16 protein-coding genes are annotated in these 18,080 nt (G+C 76.0%); 11 read left to right on the top strand and 5 right to left on the bottom strand.

Annotated features, from left to right (window positions below; all coding sequences use genetic code 11):
• Window positions 1-372: 372 nt before the first annotated feature.
• Window positions 373-900: a flavin reductase family protein gene (locus ACZ3KJ_RS19615; protein WP_467528622.1), complete on the top strand. Its 528-nt coding sequence runs from the start codon at window positions 373-375 to the stop codon at window positions 898-900.
• Here the strand turns inward: ACZ3KJ_RS19615 and ACZ3KJ_RS19610 are convergent.
• A complete protein-coding gene (locus ACZ3KJ_RS19610; protein ID WP_467528486.1) occupies window positions 885-1,541 on the bottom strand; it encodes a DUF6629 family protein in 657 nt (218 codons plus the stop codon). The genes ACZ3KJ_RS19615 and ACZ3KJ_RS19610 overlap by 16 nt on opposite strands.
• 66 nt (window positions 1,542-1,607) lie before the next feature.
• Complete coding sequence (locus ACZ3KJ_RS19605; protein WP_467528484.1) at window positions 1,608-3,167, bottom strand: hypothetical protein; 1,560 nt, start codon at window positions 3,165-3,167, stop codon at window positions 1,608-1,610.
• Between the two features lie 261 nt (window positions 3,168-3,428).
• Here ACZ3KJ_RS19605 and ACZ3KJ_RS19600 point away from each other — a divergent pair, with 261 nt between their 5' ends.
• The 10 genes from ACZ3KJ_RS19600 (at window position 3,429) to ACZ3KJ_RS19555 (ending at window position 15,066) form a co-directional block, all read left to right on the top strand.
• The gene (locus ACZ3KJ_RS19600; RefSeq protein WP_467528483.1) at window positions 3,429-4,685 is read left to right on the top strand and encodes an ATP-grasp domain-containing protein; all 1,257 of its coding nucleotides are present in this window, start codon (window positions 3,429-3,431) and stop codon (window positions 4,683-4,685) included.
• A 332-nt stretch (window positions 4,686-5,017) separates the two neighbouring features.
• Window positions 5,018-5,827, top strand: coding sequence for a Rossmann-like domain-containing protein (locus tag ACZ3KJ_RS19595; RefSeq protein ID WP_467528621.1), 810 nt, complete (start codon window positions 5,018-5,020; stop codon window positions 5,825-5,827).
• Window positions 5,824-6,912 carry a PLP-dependent cysteine synthase family protein gene (locus tag ACZ3KJ_RS19590; protein WP_467528481.1) on the top strand — a complete coding sequence of 363 codons (1,089 nt, stop codon included), beginning with the start codon at window positions 5,824-5,826 and terminating at the stop codon, window positions 6,910-6,912. The genes ACZ3KJ_RS19595 and ACZ3KJ_RS19590 overlap by 4 nt, the downstream gene beginning before the upstream one ends.
• Window positions 6,909-7,949 (top strand): dipeptide epimerase, encoded by a 1,041-nt coding sequence (locus ACZ3KJ_RS19585; RefSeq protein WP_467528479.1) that lies wholly within the window; start codon window positions 6,909-6,911, stop codon window positions 7,947-7,949. Before ACZ3KJ_RS19590 ends, ACZ3KJ_RS19585 begins: the two co-directional genes overlap by 4 nt.
• The gene (locus ACZ3KJ_RS19580; protein ID WP_467528478.1) at window positions 7,946-9,208 is read left to right on the top strand and encodes an MFS transporter; all 1,263 of its coding nucleotides are present in this window, start codon (window positions 7,946-7,948) and stop codon (window positions 9,206-9,208) included. Before ACZ3KJ_RS19585 ends, ACZ3KJ_RS19580 begins: the two co-directional genes overlap by 4 nt.
• Before the next feature lie 80 nt (window positions 9,209-9,288).
• The gene (locus ACZ3KJ_RS19575; protein WP_467528619.1) at window positions 9,289-10,131 is read left to right on the top strand and encodes a class I SAM-dependent DNA methyltransferase; all 843 of its coding nucleotides are present in this window, start codon (window positions 9,289-9,291) and stop codon (window positions 10,129-10,131) included.
• Window positions 10,132-10,197: 66 nt separating this feature from the next.
• Entirely contained in the window at window positions 10,198-11,766 is a 1,569-nt protein-coding gene (locus ACZ3KJ_RS19570) for an ABC transporter substrate-binding protein (protein WP_467528476.1), read from the top strand.
• A gap of 2 nt (window positions 11,767-11,768) precedes the next feature.
• Window positions 11,769-12,722 (top strand): ABC transporter permease, encoded by a 954-nt coding sequence (locus ACZ3KJ_RS19565; RefSeq protein WP_467528618.1) that lies wholly within the window; start codon window positions 11,769-11,771, stop codon window positions 12,720-12,722.
• A complete protein-coding gene (locus ACZ3KJ_RS19560) occupies window positions 12,719-13,522 on the top strand; it encodes an ABC transporter permease (protein WP_467528473.1) in 804 nt (267 codons plus the stop codon). The genes ACZ3KJ_RS19565 and ACZ3KJ_RS19560 overlap by 4 nt, the downstream gene beginning before the upstream one ends.
• Window positions 13,519-15,066 (top strand): ABC transporter ATP-binding protein, encoded by a 1,548-nt coding sequence (locus tag ACZ3KJ_RS19555; protein WP_467528471.1) that lies wholly within the window; start codon window positions 13,519-13,521, stop codon window positions 15,064-15,066. The genes ACZ3KJ_RS19560 and ACZ3KJ_RS19555 overlap by 4 nt, the downstream gene beginning before the upstream one ends.
• 122 nt (window positions 15,067-15,188) lie before the next feature.
• On the opposite strand, the gene ACZ3KJ_RS19550 is transcribed toward ACZ3KJ_RS19555, so the two are convergent.
• From ACZ3KJ_RS19550 to cbiQ, 3 genes are all read right to left on the bottom strand, one after another.
• Window positions 15,189-16,388 carry an amidohydrolase gene (locus tag ACZ3KJ_RS19550; protein ID WP_467528470.1) on the bottom strand — a complete coding sequence of 400 codons (1,200 nt, stop codon included), beginning with the start codon at window positions 16,386-16,388 and terminating at the stop codon, window positions 15,189-15,191.
• A gap of 88 nt (window positions 16,389-16,476) precedes the next feature.
• Window positions 16,477-17,331, bottom strand: coding sequence for an energy-coupling factor ABC transporter ATP-binding protein (locus tag ACZ3KJ_RS19545; RefSeq protein ID WP_467528468.1), 855 nt, complete (start codon window positions 17,329-17,331; stop codon window positions 16,477-16,479).
• Window positions 17,328-18,077 (bottom strand): cobalt ECF transporter T component CbiQ, encoded by a 750-nt coding sequence (gene cbiQ, locus ACZ3KJ_RS19540; protein WP_467528466.1) that lies wholly within the window; start codon window positions 18,075-18,077, stop codon window positions 17,328-17,330. Before cbiQ ends, ACZ3KJ_RS19545 begins: the two co-directional genes overlap by 4 nt.
• Between the last annotated feature and the right edge of the window lie 3 nt (window positions 18,078-18,080).

The following is an 18,080-nucleotide window of genomic DNA, read 5'->3' as shown; positions in this document are numbered from 1 at the left end:
GCCCGGTGGCGCGGGACGGCCCGCCGTCGGGGCGGTCCGGGGCGGTCCGGGGCGGGTCCCGGCGGGCGCGGGCGTCATCGGCTCCGGTGGGCCGGCGGGGACCGCGCGGGGGCGTGGGCGTCGTGGATCCGGCGTGCGGTGCCGGGGGCGCGCCTGCCGTGGGGCGCCCAGGGAACAGGCGTACACACGGACCCCCCGGTCGGATTGTGTTACAAGCGGGCTGAGTATGGCACATGAGGCGCAGGTGGTTTGAGGGACCGGTAAACGAATGATCGGCTTCTGATCGCCGCACCCCGGCCCTCGACCCCGCGCAGTGGTGCGAGCCCGGGACGGCGGGGCACTCGGAGGGTGAAGGCGGTGACCCGGCGTCAGATGCGGGCGGGTCGCCGCGAGGACAGGACCCAAGGGGAGGAAGCGGTGGACGTCGACGCGTTCACGGACCGGCTGGACCCGCAGATGTGCGTGGTCACGGCCGCGGCGGACGGGCAGCGGGCGGGGTGCCTGGTCGGGTTCTCCTCACAGTGCTCCATGCGGCCGGTGCGGTACGTGGTGTGGCTGTCCAAGGCCAACCACACCTACCGGGTGGCCCGTGCCGCGGACTTCCTCGCCGTGCATCTGCTGACCCGTCAGCAGCACGAGCTGGCGGCCCTGTTCGGCGGGGAGACCGGCGACCGGGTCGACAAGTTCACGCGGGTCCGCTGGACGCCGGGGCACGGCGGGACGGTGGTGCTGGAGGACGCGGCGGCCCATTTCGTGGGAGCGGTCGTGCGGTGCGTGGACGGAGGCGACCACGTCGGCTTCGTCCTCGAACCCGTGAGGTGGGACGCACGGACCGGCGAGGGCCCCCTGCTACGGCTCGGTGACGCCCTCGGCATCGAGCCGGGTCACCCGGTGGACTGACCCCGAGCACCCGACGGCGGCACCCGGCGGCCGGCCGGACGGGCGCGGACCCAGCCCAGCAGCACCACCGAGCACACGGCCGCGAACGCGCACCACGTCGACACGAACTCCAGGCTCCACAGCGCCCAGCAGAGCACCGCGCCCACCGCCACCAGGACACCCAGCCCCAGCAGCCGCCGGTCGCCGGACAGCAGCAGGGAGCCCACGGTGGCCAGGAGGTAGCCGGCGACGAGGACGGGCGGACGGGACAGGTCGAGCGCGTAGCCGACCGTACGGCCGCGGATCTCGGCCGTCACCGGGCCGGTGGCCACACCGTGGGCGAGCACCGCGGCGGTGGCGACTCCCGCCGCGAGCAGGACGGTCAGCCGGCGCCGGGCGTGCGCGGGGGCGGCGCAGAGCACGCCCGCGGGCACCCACACCGCCAGCACCGGCAGCGCGATGACGGCCCAGACGACGGTGGCGGGCCCCCGGCCCCCGCCCGCACGCCAGACCACCGCCTCGACGACCTGGTGCGCCCCGAGCAGCAGTGGCAGCGCCGCGAGCGGCAGGTCCCGGCGGTCACGCACCCGTGTCACACAGGCCACCCCGACGGCGGCCACCCCGGCGCCCGCCACGAGATCGGCCGTCGCACTCCAGCACATCACGCCACGCTACGTCCCCCCGCCGCGACCGCACCGGCCGACACGGGGACCGCCCGGGACCCGACGTCAGAGGCCCGTGCCCAGCGTCTGCGTCGCGTAGGCGCACTCCGTGTAGATGTAGCCCGAGGAGAGCTTGGCGGTGTCCGAGGCGGGTGAGGAGAGACTGTCGCCCTGCGGCTTGTGCAGGAAATAGGTGGTGCCGGGCGGCAGGCTGATGGTGCGCTCCGGGTAGTTCTTGCCGCTGCTGCACGGTTCGAAGCCGGGGGAGAGGGTGCTGCTGAGGGAGTAGGTCGTGCAGCTGCCGCAGGCCTTGAGGGTGAAGCTGCCGGTGACCGGGCCCGTGTAGAGCACGGTGATGTCGTCGGGGCTGTCGTTCTGCACGGTGACCGAGATGCTGCCGCCGCTGCGGGTCGTGGGCAGGCGCTTCCCGGCGGCCGGCACCGTCTGGGCGATCTCCGCCGCGATCGCTATCTTCTGGGCGAGGGCGCGGTTCTTGCTGTTCTTGTTCTCCTCGACGAACTCGTCCATGGTCGTCTGCGCCGCTTCAAAGTCGCCGTCCTTGTACTGGTCCACGCCGCACAGGTAGGTGCCCGAGTCGGCGTTGGCGGTGGCCCGTCCGGCGTCCTGGGCGAGGGTGTCGTCGACGCCCGCCTCCTCGCCGGGCAGACCGTCGATGTCGGAGCTCAGGCTCCGCAGCCGTTGGACCGCCGTGCACGGCTCGCCGCCGCGCAGCTCCTTCGACGCCGCGGTGACGGCGGCGCCCACCGCCGGTTCGACCCGCGCGGCCTGCTCGGAGTCGGGGAAGGTGGTCAGCAGCTCACCGAAGTGCGTCGCCCAGCCGGTCTCGCCGGCCGTCAGGGCCTCGGAGGCGCAGGTGTAGAGCGAGGTGGCGAGGCGGTCGTCGGGCCACTCCTCCAGCTCCCCCAGGTCCGTGCGGGGCATGCTGTCGGGGACCTTGCGCAGGAAGGTCAGCGGCTCGATCGCCGCGCAGTGGTCGCCCGTCGCGTAGGAGGCGCCGACCGTCGAGTAGAAGGTCTTCATCCGGTTCGGCACCCGGCCGGCGGCGCGGGAGTCCGGATGGTCGGCGCTCAGGTCCTCGTACGTCTCCAGCGCCTCGCGGTAGCCGTCCTCGCCGATGCTGAACGCCTGTCTGCCGGACCGCTCGACCAGCCGGTCGGCCTCCTCCAGCCGGTCGAGCAGCATCTGCTGCACCGCCTCGTCCCGCGCGTCGTCGTAGAGCACGACGCCCCCGGCCGGCACGGCGAGCAGGACGAGTCCCAGCACGAGCGCCAGCGGCGCAGGCCCCGCCGTACGGGCGCGCAGGCCCACCCGTGCGCCGTGCGCCGCCACCACGGCGAGGAACACGGCGTACAGGACGAGGGCGAAGCCCGGCACGCCGTCCGGGTCGGCCGGCAGCGCCACCAGGAGCAGGGCGGCGGTGGCGATCCAGCACAGCAGCGTCAGGACCCAGCGGCGCGCCCAGGCGTACCCCAGTCCCAGGCCGCTGAGGTTGAGCACCGCCACCGCGACGGCCCGCGCGCCGTCCGCCGGGGGCGGCGGCGGGGCCGTCGGCATCGGCGGGACGACGAAACCGTGGTCGTATCTGCCGTACCCGTCACCGGACATGTCTGGCCCCCCGTCAACTGCGCTCTTGCTTCCGTGATTTGTCAGTCTACGGGTGGGCACTGACAGCCGAACAGGGCCCGGTCCGGCCGCCTCGGGGCTCCCGGCGGCGGTGTTCCGTGCCGCCGCGCCGTGGATCAGGGCCGCGGGGGACTGGTAAATGAAAATGATTATCGCTAGCGTGTCGGTGCGCAGGGCCGGTCCCCTCCCCTCCGGGAGCGTGGGGCCGCCCGCGTCTCAACTCAGGTACTGCGAAGGGGAGCCGTGGCTCATCTGCTGATGGTCGAGAGCTGGGTCGGGTCGATGAGCAGACTGCTGCCACGGGCCGTCCGGGAAGGCGGGCACGAGTTCACCTTCCTCACCCGCGACCTGCACCACTACCTGCGCGCGGCCCCCGAGGGAGCGGCGCACCCGCTGCTCGGCGCCCGCAACGTGGTCACGGCCGACACCAACGACCCCGACACCCTGCTCACCCAGGCCGGAGGGCTGCACGCGGCCTTCGGCTTCGACGGCGTGCTCACCTCCTGCGACTACTACCTGCCCGCGGTCGCGCGCATCGCCGGACACCTCGGCCTGCCGGGCCCGGGCCCCGAAGCGGTCCACAACGCCTGCCGCAAGGACGCCACCCGCCGGGTGCTCGCCGACGCCGGACTGCCCGGCCCGCGCTTCGCCCTGTACGAGGAGTGGGCGCAACTCGCCCGCGCCGCACGGGAGATCGGCTACCCGCTGGTGGTCAAACCCGTCGACCTGTGCGCCGGCATGTACGTGCGCCGCGTGGACGACGAGGAGCAGCTCGCCGACGCGGTCCGCGCCCTGGCCGGCTTCCCGGTCAACGCCCGCGGCCAGCGCCGCGAACCCGCCGTGCTGCTCGAGGAACTGCTCGACGGCCCCGAGGTGAGCGTCGAGACCGTGTCGCACGCCGGCGCGGTCCACGTGGTCGGCGTGACCGACAAGAGCGTCGGCGGAGCGCCCGCCTTCGTCGAGACCGGCCACATGTTCCCCGCCGCCCTCACCCCGGCCGACACCGAGGCCGCCGTGGACACCGCCCTCGACGCGCTGAAGGCGCTCGGCCTCACCGACGGCGTCGTGGCGCACACCGAGGTCAAACTGACCTCCTCCGGCCCGCGCGTCGTCGAGGTCAACCCCCGGCCCGCCGGGAACCGCATCACCGAACTCGTCCGCCACGTCACCGGCATCGACCTCGCCGCCGCCTTCGTCGACGTCGCCCTCGGCCGCGCACCCGACCTCAGGCGCACGGACACCGGGCTGCGCAGCGCCGCCATCGGCTTCCTCGTCCCCGACCGCGCCGGCACCCTCGACCGGCTCGACGGCACCCACCTCGCCCGGGAGAAGGACGTGCTGGAGGCCGAGCTCGCCGAACCCGGCCGCGCCGTGCGGGCCGCGGGCAGCAACAACGAGTACCTCGGCCACGTCATGGCCGGCGACCCCGACGGCCTCGGCGCCCGCGCCCGCGTCGAACACCTGCTGTCCACGCTGCGCACGGAGCTGGTGATCCGATGACCGCCGTCCGCCCCCCCGCCCACCCGTCGCACGACGATCCCACCCCGGCGCACGACGGCCCGGCCCGTCGGTCGCACGACGGTCCGGCCCGCCCGTTGCACGGCGATCCTGCGCACCCGTCGCACGGCGGTCCGGCCCGTCCGTCGCAGGGCGATCCTGCGCACCCGTCGCACGGCGGTCCGGCCCGTCCGTCGCACGGCGGTCCCGCGCACCCGTCGCACGGCGGTCCGGCCCGTCCGTCGCACGGCGATCCTGCGCACCCGGCGCACGACGGCCCGGCCCGCCCGTCGCACGGCGGTCCCGCGCACCCGGCGCACGACGACCTCACGCACCTGTCGTACGACGGCCTCGTCGACCGCGTCCGGTCGGGCGTCCTCGGCCCCGACCCGGCCACCCGGCGGATCGCCGTCGCCTTCACCACCCGCCAGGCCGTACGGCACGACGGGCGCGGCACCGGCTACCGCAACGAGGTCCTCAGCCTGCGCCTGGCCGAGGCCGTCGGCTCCTGCGCGGTCGAGCCCGGCGAACTGCCCGACAGCGTCCTCGACGACTGCGTCGGCGCCGACGTGCGCAGCCTCCTGGACCACCCCCTGCCGGCGGTGCGGCTGGCCGCGCTCGACGCCTACCTCATGCACGTCACCCCGCACGGCCCCGGCAGCGGGGCCCGCCCCCTCGCGCTGCCCGCCGGGACCTCGCTGGAGAAGTCCCGGGCCCGCGCCGAGGCCGTCGTCGCCCTGCTCGACCTGCCGGCCGGGGCCACCGTGCTCGTCGTCGGCGTCGTCAACTCCCTCCTGGACGCCCTGCGCGCCCGCGGCCTGCGCTACGTCCCCTGCGACCTCAAGGGCGGGGTCACCGAGTGGGACGAGCCGGTCGTCACCGACGCGCTCACCGCGGCCGCCCGCTGCGACGCGCTGCTCGTCTCCGGCATGACCCTGGGCAACGGCACCTTCGAACCCCTGCGCCGGCACGCCCTCGCGCACGGCAAGCAACTGGTGGTGTTCGCCCAGACCGGCAGCGCCGTCCTGCCCCGCTTCCTCGGACACGGGGTGAGCGCGGTGTGCGCGGAACCGTACCCCTTCTTCTGGCTCGACGGCGGCCCCGGAACCCTCCACCGGTACCGGAGCACCGGAGGCGGACGATGACCGTCACCGCCGTACGCCCCACCGCGCGCCCGGAACTGCTGTCGCTGCTCGGCCGGACCCCCCTCGTCCGGGTCACCGCCGACCTGCCCGCCCCCCACCCCGGTTTCTGGGCCAAACTGGAAGGGCTCGCCGCCGGCGGCATGAAGGCACGGGCCGCCGTGTCGATGCTGCTCGGCGCCCGCGAACGCGGTGAACTGCGGCCCGGCGCACCGGTGGTGGAGTCCACCTCCGGCACGCTCGGCCTCGGCCTCGCCTTCGCCGGGCAGGCGCTCGGCCATCCGGTCGTGCTGGTCGGCGACCGCGAACTCGAACCGTCCATGCGGCAGTTGCTGCGCTCCCACGGGGTGCGGCTGGAGATCGTCGACCGTCCCGCGCTCCAGGGCGGCTGGCAGGCCGCCCGCCTCGCCCGGCTGCGGGACCTGCTCGCCGACCTGCCCGGCGCCTACTGGCCCGACCAGTACAACAACCCCGACAACACCGCCGGTTACGCCTCCCTGGCCGCCGAACTCACCGACCGGCTCGACCACCTGGACATCCTGGTGTGCAGCGTCGGCACCGGAGGCCACAGCGCCGGCCTCATCGGCCCCCTGCGCCGCCACTGGCCCGCCCTGCGCCTCATCGGCGTCGACGCCACCGGCTCCACCATCTTCGGGCAGCCCGCCCGCCCCCGCCTGATGCGCGGCCTCGGCTCCAGCATCCACCCCCGCAACGTCGCCCACGACGCCTTCGACGAGGTCCACTGGGTCGGCCCCGCCGAAGCCGTCGACACCTGCCGCACCCTGGCCCGCACCAGCTTCGTCACGGGCGGCTGGAGCACCGGGGCGGCCGCCCGCGTCGCCGCCTGGGCCGCCCGCGTCCACCCCGGGGCCGTCGTCGCCACCGTCTTCCCCGACGGACCGCACCGCTACCTCGGCACCGTCTACGACGACGACTTCACCACCGGCCACGGCCTCGACCCGGACGCCGCCGCCACCCGGCCCGTCGAGATCCCCCACCCCCACGCGGCGGAGGCGACCGGCTGGGCGCGCTGCACCAGGGTGACCGACCCGCTCACCGGCCTCCCGTCCTGGCAGGGCGCCCCGTGAAGGCCCGACTGCGCACCGCGCGGCTCGCGCTCGCCGAGCCGCTGCGCATCTCCCGCTCCACCATGACGGCCCGCGACGCCGTCTGGCTGACCGTCGAGCACGACGGACTGAGCGGCCACGGCGAAGCCGTCACCAGCGTGTACCACGGCCTCGACACCGACACCCTGGTACGGCTCCTCACCGCCGTCGACCTCGGCCGCTACGCAGGCCCGGAGAGCGCCCTGGACGCCCTGCGGCACGGGGAGGCGACCGCCCCCGGCACCCCGCCCGCCGTGACCGCCGCCGTCGAGTCCGCGCTCCTCGACCTGGCCGGCCGGCACGCGGACACCCCCGTCCACCGGCTCCTCGGCACCCCCGCGCCCCCCGCGGCCGCCACCGCCCGCACCCTCGGCATCACCCCGCCCGCGCACGCGGCGGCCGAGGCCCGCCGCCTCGCCGCCCGCGGCTTCCGGACCCTCAAGGTCAAGGCGGGCTCCCCCGACCCCGAGGACGACGTGCGGCGCGTCCGGGCCGTACGGGACGCGGCGCCCGGCGTCCGGCTGCTCCTCGACCCCAACGGCGCCTGGACCGCACGGCAGGCCGACGCCCTGCTGCCCCGGTTCGCCGACCTCGGCGTGGAGGCCGTCGAACAGCCCCTCGCGCCCGGCGACCCCGAGGCCCTCGCGGCCCTCGCCGCGCGCTCCCCGCTCCCCGTGATAGCCGACGAGGACGCCGTCGGCCTCGACGACGTCCGCCGGCTGGCCGGACGCGTCCACGGCGTCAACGTCAAGCTCGCCAAGTGCGGCGGGGTCCACGCCGCGCTGCGCATCGCGGAGGCGATCGAGGGCAGCGGCACCGAGCTGATGCTGGGCTGCCTCACCGCCAGCACCCTCGGGCTGGCCCCCGCCGTCCACCTCGCCGACCGCGCCCGCTGGGCCGACCTCGACGGCCATCTGCTGCTCGCCCACGACCCGTGGACCGGCATCGGCGGCGCCGACGGCGTCGTCCGGGCGGGCGGCCGCCCCGGACTCGGCGTCGAGGAGGTGGGGGGCACGTGAGGACGTGGCACGAGCTGCGCCGCTTCCCGCTCGCGGTCCGGCTGCTGCTGGTCAACCAGTTCGGCGTCAACACCGGCTTCTACCTCCTCGTCCCCTACCTCGCCACCCACCTCGGCGAGAACCTGGGCCTGTCCGCCGCCGTCGTCGGCCTCGTCCTCGGCGTGCGCAACCTCAGCCAGCAGGGCCTGTTCCTCATCGGCGGCTCGGCCGCCGACCGGCTCGGCGCCCGCGGCGTGATCATCGCCGGGTGCGCCCTGCGCACCCTCGGCTTCGCGCTGTTCGCCCTCGGCGACGGGCTGCCGGTGCTGCTCGCCGCGTCCGTCCTCAGCGGCCTCGCCGGGGCCCTGTTCAACCCGGCCGTGCGGGCGTACCTCACGCAGGAGGCGGGGGAGCGGAAGGCGGAGGCGTTCGCCCTGTTCAACGTGTTCGCCACCGCCGGCGCGCTGATCGGCCCGCTCCTCGGCGGGGCCCTGCTGCTGGCCGACTTCCGCACCTGCGCGCTCACCGCCGCCGGGATCTTCGCGGTGCTCACCGTCGCGCAGGCCCTCGTCCTGCCCGCGCGGAAGACGGAGCCCAGCGCGGGCAGTGTCCTCACCGACTGGCGCGAGGTCGTCGGCAACCGGACCTTCCTGGCCTTCGCCGTCGCCATGGTCGGCCTGTTCACCCTGGAGAGCCAGCTCTACCTGCTGCTGCCCGACGGCGCCCGGCGGGCCACCGGCTGGGACGGCGCGGCCGGCCTCGTCTTCCTCGTCGGAACGCTCGCCAACCTGGCCCTCCAACTGCGCATCACCCGCTCCCTCAAGGCGCGGGGCAGCCGGGCCCGCTGGATCGCCGCCGGCCTCGCCCTGACGGGCCTGGCGTTCCTGCCCCCGGCGACGGTGGCGGACGCCCCGCCCGGCGGGTGGCTCGACGCCGTCCCCGTCCTGTTCGGCGCCCTCCTGCTGTACGTCGGCCTGATGGTCGCCACGCCCTTCGTCATGGAGCTGATCCCCGACTTCGGCCGCCCCGGCCTGACCGGCACCTACTTCGGGATCTTCTACGTCGTCTCGGGCGTCGCCGCCGCCGTCGGCAACACCGCCGTCGGCTGGGCCATGGACACCGGCGAGCGGGGCGGCTCCGGGTGGCTCCCCTGGGTGTCCTGCGCGCTGTTCGGGCTGGCCTCGGCGGCCGGGGTGGCCTGGCTGCACCGACGCGGCGCACTGCCCGGCAGCCCGGTGCCGGCCACCGCGGCACCGGCCGAGCAGAGGAGCATCGCGTGACGACCGGGCAGTCTCCTGCCGGTGGGGAGCCCGGTGTGACGACCGGACAGTCTCCTGCCGGTGGGGAGCGCCGCGCGCCGATCGGTCGGCCCCCCACCGGCGAGGAGCACCGCGCGCCGACCGGGAAACCTCCCGCCGGGAATCTCCTCACCGACCACCCCGCCCTGTACGAGGCCCGCTTCCCCGACCCCGGGCGGCTCGCCGGACGCTGGGCCGAGGACTGCCTGCGCCGGCACGGCGCCGGGCCGCGCGTCCTGGACATGGGCTGCGGCACCGGCCGCGACGCCGCCCACCTGCACACCGCCGGCCGCACGGTCACCGGCGCCGACCTCTCCGACGCGATGCTGGCGCACGCCCGCACCCACCACCCCGGCCCCGCCTACGTCCACGCCGACCTGCACGGATTCGACCTCGGCCGGGCCGCGTTCGACGCCGTGGTCTGCCTGGACAGCTCCCTGCTGTACTGCCACACCAACGCCCAGCTCGACGGCTTCCTCACCTCCTGCCGCCACGCCCTCGCCCCCGGCGGGCTGCTCGTCGCCGAGATGCGCAACGGCGCCTACCTCCTGGGCCGTACGGACCTCCTCGGCGCCCCGACGGTCCACACCTTCCACTGGCAGGGCGTCCGGCACCGCTCCACCACGAACCTGTCCGTGGACCGCACCGCCCAACTCCTGCGCCGGATCCGCGTCTGGACGACCGACGACGGCTCCCCGCCCGTCGCCCAGCACTCCGCGTGGCGGCTGCTGTTCCCGCAGGAACTGCGGCACTTCCTCACCACGCACGGCTTCGACGTCCTCGACCTCCACGACGGCCCCGGCCCGCGCACCGAACCGGCCTGGCAGGAGGGCGACCAGCCCGGCGCGACGACCGACGGCGACCGGCTGCACGTCGTGGCCCGCCTGCGCGGCACCCCCCGCTGACCCACCCCGCACCCACCCCACCCACCCCACTCATCCCACTCACCCCACCCACTCCAAGGGGCACGCATGGACGACGCACGCTTCCCCGGCCCGCACCGCCGCGGCTTCCTCGCCGCCACCGGCGCCGCCGCCCTCGCCCTCACCGGCTGCGGGAGCGGCACGGGCGACGACCGGAAGACCGGCGGCGGCGACGGCAGACCCAAGAAGGGCGGCCGGCTGCGCGCCGCCTTCGCCGGCGGCGGCGCGAGCGAGACCCTCGACCCGCACCTGGCCAACCTCTTCGCCGACGCCGCCCGCGCCAAGGCCCAGTACGACAAACTCGCCGACTACGGCCCCGACCTGTCCGCCCGGCCCCGCCTCGCCACGGGCTGGGAGCCCAACACCACCCTGGACCGCTGGCAGGTCACCCTGCGCGAGGCCACCTTCCACGACGGCAGCCCCGTCACCGCGGACGACGTCCTCCACAGCTACCGCCGTATCGCCGACCCCGACAAGGCGTTCCGCGCCAAGGCGTCCCTGGAGCCCATCGACCTCGACGCCAGCCGCGCCACCGGCGAGCGGAGCATCGAGTTCGTCCTCAAGCGGCCGACCGCCGAATTCCCCAACGTCCTGGCGGCGTTCGGCGCGTACATCGTCCCCGAGGGCGCCGGCGACTTCGACCGCAAGCCGATCGGCTCCGGCCCCTTCCGCTTCGTCTCCTTCACCCCCGGCCGCTCCGCCGTCTTCCGCCGCCACGACGCCTACTGGGAGGGCGCCCCCCACCTCGACGAGATCGAGTTCGTCGTCGCCAACGAGGAGTCCGCGCGCGTCAACGCCCTCCTCGGCGGCCAGGTCGAATACGCCCACGAACTCAACCCCACCACCGCCCGCGCCCACGAGAAACAGGGCCGGATCGAGATCGTGCGGCTGCGCAACAGCGCCATGCAGGCCTTCTGCATGAAGACCGACCGGCCCCCCTTCGACGACGCGCGGGTGCGGCAGGCGTTCTTCCTCATCGCCGACCGGCGGGAACTCGTCGACAGCGCCCTCTCCGGCGCGGGCGTCGTCGGCAACGACCTGTTCGGCAAGGGCTACGAGTACTACGCCGACGGACTCCCCCAGCGCGAGCAGGACCTCGACCGCGCCCGGGCCCTGCTGAAGCAGGCCGGCGCCGAGAAGCTGAAGGTCACCCTCGACACCTCGGCCGTCGCCGCCGGGTTCACCGAGGCCGCCACCGTCTTCCGCGACCAGGCCGCGAAGGCGGGCGTCACCGTCGAGGTGCGGACGGGCAGCAAGGACTCCTACTGGGCCGACATCCTCGACAACGGCACCCTGTGCTGCTACCGCTCCGGCGCCATGCCCATCGAGGCCCACCTCTCCCAGCGGCTGCTCACCGACTCCACCACCAACGCCACCCAGTGGCGGCACCAGGACTTCGACGCCCTCTACCAGCAGGCCCAGTCCACCCGCGACACGACCGCACGGGCCGCCGTCTACGAGCGGATGCAGCGCCGCCTGTACACCGAGGGCGGATTCCTCGTCTGGGGCTTCGCCGACTGGATCATCGGCACGGCGACGAACGTGCGCGGCGTCGAGACCACGGCGCCCGCCAACACCCTCGACTGGGCCCGCTTCGACCGGGTGTGGCTCGCGTGAGCGTGAGCGGCCCGCGCTCCTTCGCCGCCCGGCGGCTCCTCCTCGGCGCCGTCCAGACCGTGGCCGTGGTGCTGCTGGTCTTCGCGCTCACCGAGGCGCTGCCGGGCGACGCCGCCGTCGCCCTCGCCGGCGACCAGCCCGACCCCGCGCGCGTCGCGGCCCTCCGCGAGGCCATGCACCTGGACCGCCCGGCCCACGAGCGGCTCGCCGACTGGGCGGCGGGCCTGGCCCACGGCGACCTCGGCACCTCCCTGACGTCCGGCCGCCCGGTGAGCGGGTACCTCGCCGACGGCTTCGGCCCGACCCTGCTGCTGGCCGCGCTCACCCTCGCCCTGCTGATCCCGGCCGGCCTCGGGCTGGGCGTCCTCGCCGCCCGCCACGAGGGCCGGCTCGTGGACCGCCTGATCAGCTCCGTGACGCTCGCCGTGTACGCCGTCCCCGAATTCGCCCTCGGCGTGCTGCTGGTGACGGTCCTCGCGCTGAAACTGGCCTGGCTGCCGCCGACCGCCGTCGGCTACGGCACCGACCTGCTCGGCCACCCCGCCGCGCTCGTCCTGCCCGTCCTCGTCCTGCTGGCCCGGCCGGTCTGCTCACTGAGCCGCCTGGTCCGCGCCGGCATGATCGACGCCCTGGCCTCGCCGTACGCGGCGCACGCCCACCGCTACGGCGTCCCCGGCGCCCGCGTCCGCTACGCCCACGCCCTGCCCAACGCCCTCGCCCCGGCCGTCCAGCAGCTCGCCCGCACCGTGGACTGGCTGCTGTGCGGTGTCATCGTCGTGGAGGCACTCTTCGTGATCCCGGGACTGGGCACCGTCCTGCTCGACGCCGTCGCCGAACGCGACGTGCCCGTCGTGCAGGGCCTCGCGGTGGTGTTCGGCGTGCTGACCGTCGTCCTCAACCTCGGGGCGGACCTGGTCGCGCACCGGCTGACGCCCCGAGCGGCGGTGGCCGCGTGATCCGGCGCCGCTTCCTGCCGGGCCTGGCCCTCGTCTGCGTGCCCCTCGGCCTGGCGCTCCTCGGGCCGCTGCTCGCCGGGGACCCCGGGCCGCGCGCCGCGTCCTTCGTCCTCGCCGACGGGCACCGGCTCGGCACCGACTTCGTGGGCCGTGACGTCCTGCACCAGGTGCTGCTCGGCGGACGCACCGTCGTCGTCACCGCGCTCGCCGCGACCGCCCTCGCCTACCTGGTCGCCGTTCCGGTCGGCCTCGCCGGCGCCCTCACCCGCGCACCCCGGCTGGAGGAGCTGCTGATGCGGCCGCTGGACGTGCTGCTCGCCGTACCGTCGCTGCTGCTGATCCTCCTCGTGGCGTCCGTGTTCGAGCCCGGAGCGGCCGGGCTCGCGCTGCTCGTCGCGCTGGTCAACGTGCCCGACGCGGCCCGCATCGTACGGGCGGCGGCCGGTGAGGCGGCCGCGCGCCCGGCGGTCGAGGCGCTGCGCATGCAGGGCGAGAGCGTCTGGCGGATCGGCGTCGGCTACGTCGCCCGCGCCGGCCTGCGCACCCTCGCCGCCGACGCCGGCATCCGGCTGACCGGCGTGCTGTACCTGGTGTCCACGGCGGCGTTCCTCGGGGTCGGCGTCGCACCGGACGCCGCCGACTGGGCGGTCATGGTCGACCGCAACCGCACCGGCCTGTGGGTGCAGCCCTGGGCCGTGGTGGTGCCCGCCCTGCTGATCGTCGCGCTGACGACCGGCACCAACCTGCTCTTCGACGCCGCGTCGCACAGGACACCGAAGAAGGGGGAACCCCGCCCGTGAGCCCCGGCACCGACCCGCTCGCCGAACTCCGCGACCTGCGGGTGGAGGTCGACGGGCGCGCGCTCGTCGACGGCGTGCGCCTGCGGGTGCTGCCCGGCAGGGTGACGGCCCTGGTCGGCGCCTCCGGCAGCGGCAAGACCACGACGGGCCTGGCGCTGCTGGGGGAGTTCCCGTCCGGCGCGCACGTCACCGGGGAGGTACGCCTGACCCGCGACGGCCCGGTCGGCCACGTGCCCCAGCACCCCGCCGCCGTCCTCAACCCCGCCCGCCGCGCCGGCGCGCTCCTCGACGACCTGGCCCGCCTCCGGGTACGCCACCTGCCGCGCGGACAGCGCCGCCCGGCGGCCCGCGCGCTCGTCCTGCGCGCCCTCGCCGACGCCCAGCTCCCCGACGGCGAGGCGCTGGTGCGGAGGCACCCGCACCAGCTCTCCGGCGGCCAGCAGCAACGCCTCGTCCTGGCCCAGGCACTCCTGCTGGGGGCGCGCGTCATCGTCGCCGACGAACCCACCACCGGCCAGGACGCCCTGACCAAGAGCCGCGTCGTCGACCAGCTGGCGGCCCTCGCCGCCCGCGGCATCGCGGTCGTCCTGCTCAGCCACGACCTCGACGTGGTCCGCGCCCTCGCCGACGACGTCCTCGTCCTGCGGGCGGGCCGGGTCGTGGAGTCGGGCCCGCCCGAACGGCTGTGGCTCGCCCCCCGCCACGCCTGGACCCGGGAACTTCTCGACGCCCGGCGCCCGCCCGCCGGCGCCCGGCCCGCCCCGGACACCGGCCGGCCGCCCGCCCTGCGGGTGCGCGACCTCATCGCACGCCACCACGGCGCCGTGGCACTGCGCGCCCCGGAACTCGCCCTCCACCCCGGCGCCTCGCTGGCCGTCGTCGGCCGCTCGGGCAGCGGCAAGACCACCCTGGCCCGCTGCCTGGCCGGCCTCCACCGCGACCACGACGGCGAGATCCTCCTCGACGGCACCCCGCTGCCGCGCAGCCTGCGCCACCGCACCCGCGCCCAGCTCGCCGCCGTGCAGTACGTGTTCCAGGACGTGCGCGCCGCCTTCGACGAACACCGGCCCGTCCTGGACCAGGTCGCCCGCACCGCGGTACGCCTGCGCGGCACGGACCCGGCGGCCGCCCGCGAGGAGGCCCTGACCACCCTGACCCGGCTGGGCCTCCCGCCCGACCTGCCCCGCCGCCGGCCCGCCCGGCTCTCCGGCGGCGAACTCCAGCGCGCGGCCCTCGCCCGGGCCCTGCTCGCCCGGCCCCGCGTCCTGATCTGCGACGAGATCACCTCCGGGCTCGACACCGTCACCCGGCGCGGCATCCTCGACGTCCTCGCCGGTCTGCTGCGCGAGCGCGAGGACCTGTCCCTCGTCCTCGTCACCCACGACCTGGACACCGCCCGCCTGGCCGACCACATCGCCGTCCTCGACGCGGGCGAACTGGTCGAACACGGCCCCACGCACCGCGTCCTGACCGACCCACGCCACCCGTTCACCGTCTCCCTGACCCGGACGACGACACACCTGGGGACGGGCACACGGCCCTGACCGGCGGTCACGTACCCCGGGAGGGTCCCCGCACGGCGCTCCGCCCGGCCGGACGCGCCGGTGTCGGCCGGTGCCCGCTCAGTGCGGGGCGTTGGCGGTGGCGGTCCTGTGGTCGTGTCCGCTCAGTGCGGGGCGGTGCCGGTGGTGGTTGCGTGGTCGTGTCCGCGCCACGCCTCGGCCCGCAGGTCCGCGTCGCACAGGACGTCCACCGCCGTGCAGGCCAGGGCCTCCGTGGCGGCCAGGAGGACGTGCCGGGCCCGGTCGGAGGCCGCGGCGGCGGCGAACTCGGGTGTGTGGTCGGAGCCGTCCTCGCCCATGATCGCGACGAAGGGGTGGATGGCCGGCACCCGCCCGCTGACGTTCCCGATGTCCGACGAGCCGAGGTACACCCCCGGCACGGGCGGCGTCACGGTGATGCCGGCCCGGCGCAGGTGCGCCGCGAACCGCCCCGACAGCGCCCCGCTGTCGCGGAAGTGCTCGTAGCGCACGGTGGCACGCTCGACGGCGCACGTGGTGCCGGTGGCGAGCGCCACGCCCTCGGCGGCGGACCGCACCTGCCCGGCGAGGTCGTCCAGGGCCTCCGTGGTGGCGGCGCGCAGCCCGAACAGCCCCTCGGCGTACTCGGGCACGATGTTGGTGGCCGTGCCGCCGTGCGTGACGATGCCCTGGACGTGCGAGGCCTCGGGCAGCCGCCGGCCGAGCGCGGCCAGCACGTTGAACAGCTCGACGAGGGCCGCGAGCGCGTCGACGCCCTCCGTGGGGTTGCCCGTCGGGTGGGCGGCGCGGCCGTGGAACCCGACCCGGTACTGCTCCTGGGCCGTCAGCGGCGCCCGGACCCAGTCGTACACCCCCGGATGGAACATGAGCGCGGCGTCGACGTCGTCGAAGACGCCCGCCTCCACCTCCAGCACCTTGCCCCCGCCGCCCTCCTCGGCCGGGCTGCCCACCGCCAGCACCGACCCGGCGTCCGGCCCCAGCGCGGCGCGGGCGGCGATCGCCGCGCCCAGGCCGGCGGCGGCGATCAGGTTGTGCCCGCACGCGTGGCCGAGGCCGGGCAGGGCGTCGTACTCCAGCAGCAGTGCCACCGCGGGCCGCCCCCGGCCGTGGCGCGCGGTGAACGCGGTCGGCAGCCCCGCCACGTCCTGCCGCACCTCGAATCCGGCCCGGCGCAGCTCACCCGTCAGCAGCGCGCAGGCCCGCCGCTCGGCGAAGGCGTACTCGGGGTCGGCGTGCAGCGCCGACGCGACGCCCCAGAGGGCGTCCGCCCGCTCCGTCACCTCCTCGTGGACGCGGCGGTGGAGGGCGTCGGGATCGCGGTGCACACGGCCTCCCGGGCGTCGGCGGGGTTGTCCTTCCGACCCACCGGGTTCCACCGGGCGGCAGGTCGACACCCCGCCGGACGGGCCCGCCTCAGCCGTCGGCGGGCAGGGGGGACGGGACGGCCGCCGCCAGGGCGGCCAGCTCCTCCGGGCTGCGCGGTCCGGCCTCGCCCTCGGCCAACGCGCCCTGCGCCCGCAGCAGTCGGGCCGCGGCGACGCCCCAGGGCAGCCGCAGCCCCGCCGCGCGGAGCAGGTCGGCGCGGGCCAGGGTCGGGGCGGCGGGCCCGGTGTGGACGCCGGACGGGGTGAGGAGGGCCGCGTCGTCGGCCCAGCGCAGGGCCAGGTCGACGTCGTGCGTGGCCATCACGACCGTGGTGCCGGCGGCGCGCAGGGCGTCGAGCGTGGCCAGGAGGCGCTCCTGGCCGTCCGGGTCGAGTCCGGCGGTCGGCTCGTCGAGGACGAGCACGCGCGGCCGCATCGCGACGGCGCCCGCGATCGCGGTCCGCTTGCGCTGCCCGTAGGAGAGCAGATGCGTGGGCCGGTCGGCGAGGGCGGTGATGTCCAGGGCGGCGAGCGCCTCCGCCACCCGGGCCCGTACCTCGGGGTCGGGCAGACCGAGGTTGAGCGGCCCGAACGACACGTCCTGCGCGACGGACGCGGCGAACAGCTGGTCGTCCGGGTCCTGCACCACCAGCTGGACGGTCGTCCGCAGCCCGGTCAGCCCCTTGCGGTCGTACGCCACCGGCCGCCCGTCGACCGTCACCGTCCCGGCGCGCGGCCGCAGCCCGCCGCTGAGCAGCCGCATCAGGGTCGTCTTGCCGCTGCCGTTGCGGCCGAGCAGGGCGAGCGCGCGGCCCTCGCGGACCGCGAGGTCGAGGCCGTCGAGCACGGCCGGGCCGTCCTCGTACGCGAAGGAGACGCCCCGCAGGGCCACCGGCTCGCTCATGACAGGGGGCCTTCCAGGACGAGGGTGAGGGCGGCCACCGCTGCGAGGAGCGCGCAGCTCGCGGCCGTGAAGCGGACGGAGACGCGGGCCTCGGGCACCAGGACGCGCAGGGTGCCGTCGTAGCCGCGTCCGGCGAGCCCGGCGTGCAGGCGCGCAGCCCGGTCGAAGGCCCGCACGAAGGCGGTGGCGCCGAGCCCCGCCAGGGAGCGCCACTCGGCGGCCCGCGAGGTGTGCCCGAGCCGGGCCGCCTGGGCCTCCCGGATCCGCCGCACGGAGTCCAGCAGCAGGAAGCTCATGCGGTACGTGACCAGGGCGACGTCCACGACCGGCGCGGGCACGCCGGCCCGCACCAGCCGCGGCAGCAGGTCGGACACGGGGGTGGTGAACGCGAACAGCAGCACGCCGAGGGAGGCGGCCGAGGTGCGCAGCATCAGCTCCCCGGCCCGCGCGGGCCCGCCGTCGGCCAGGCCCACGAAGGCGCCGGGCCCGCCCACCCGGACCAGCAGGGGCAGGGCACCGGTGGCGCAGAAGCCCAGCGGCACCCGGTAGGCGCGCCACAGCCGGCGGGCCGGCACTCCCGCCGGGCCCAGCAGCACGGCGAGCGCCGTCACCAGCACCAGGGCCGCGCCCGGCCAGGGCGGCAGGGAGATCGCGAGCAGGGTCAGCCCGAGTCCGAGTACGGCCTTGTCCACGGGGTGGCGGCGGCGCCAGCGGCTGCTGTGCGCCGCCGCGTCGATCGGCAGCACGAG

This window comes from Streptomyces sp. NPDC003248 (genome assembly GCF_055563235.1).
Note: the sequence above shows the minus strand (reverse complement) of the source record. Positions and strands in the feature narration are given on the sequence as shown.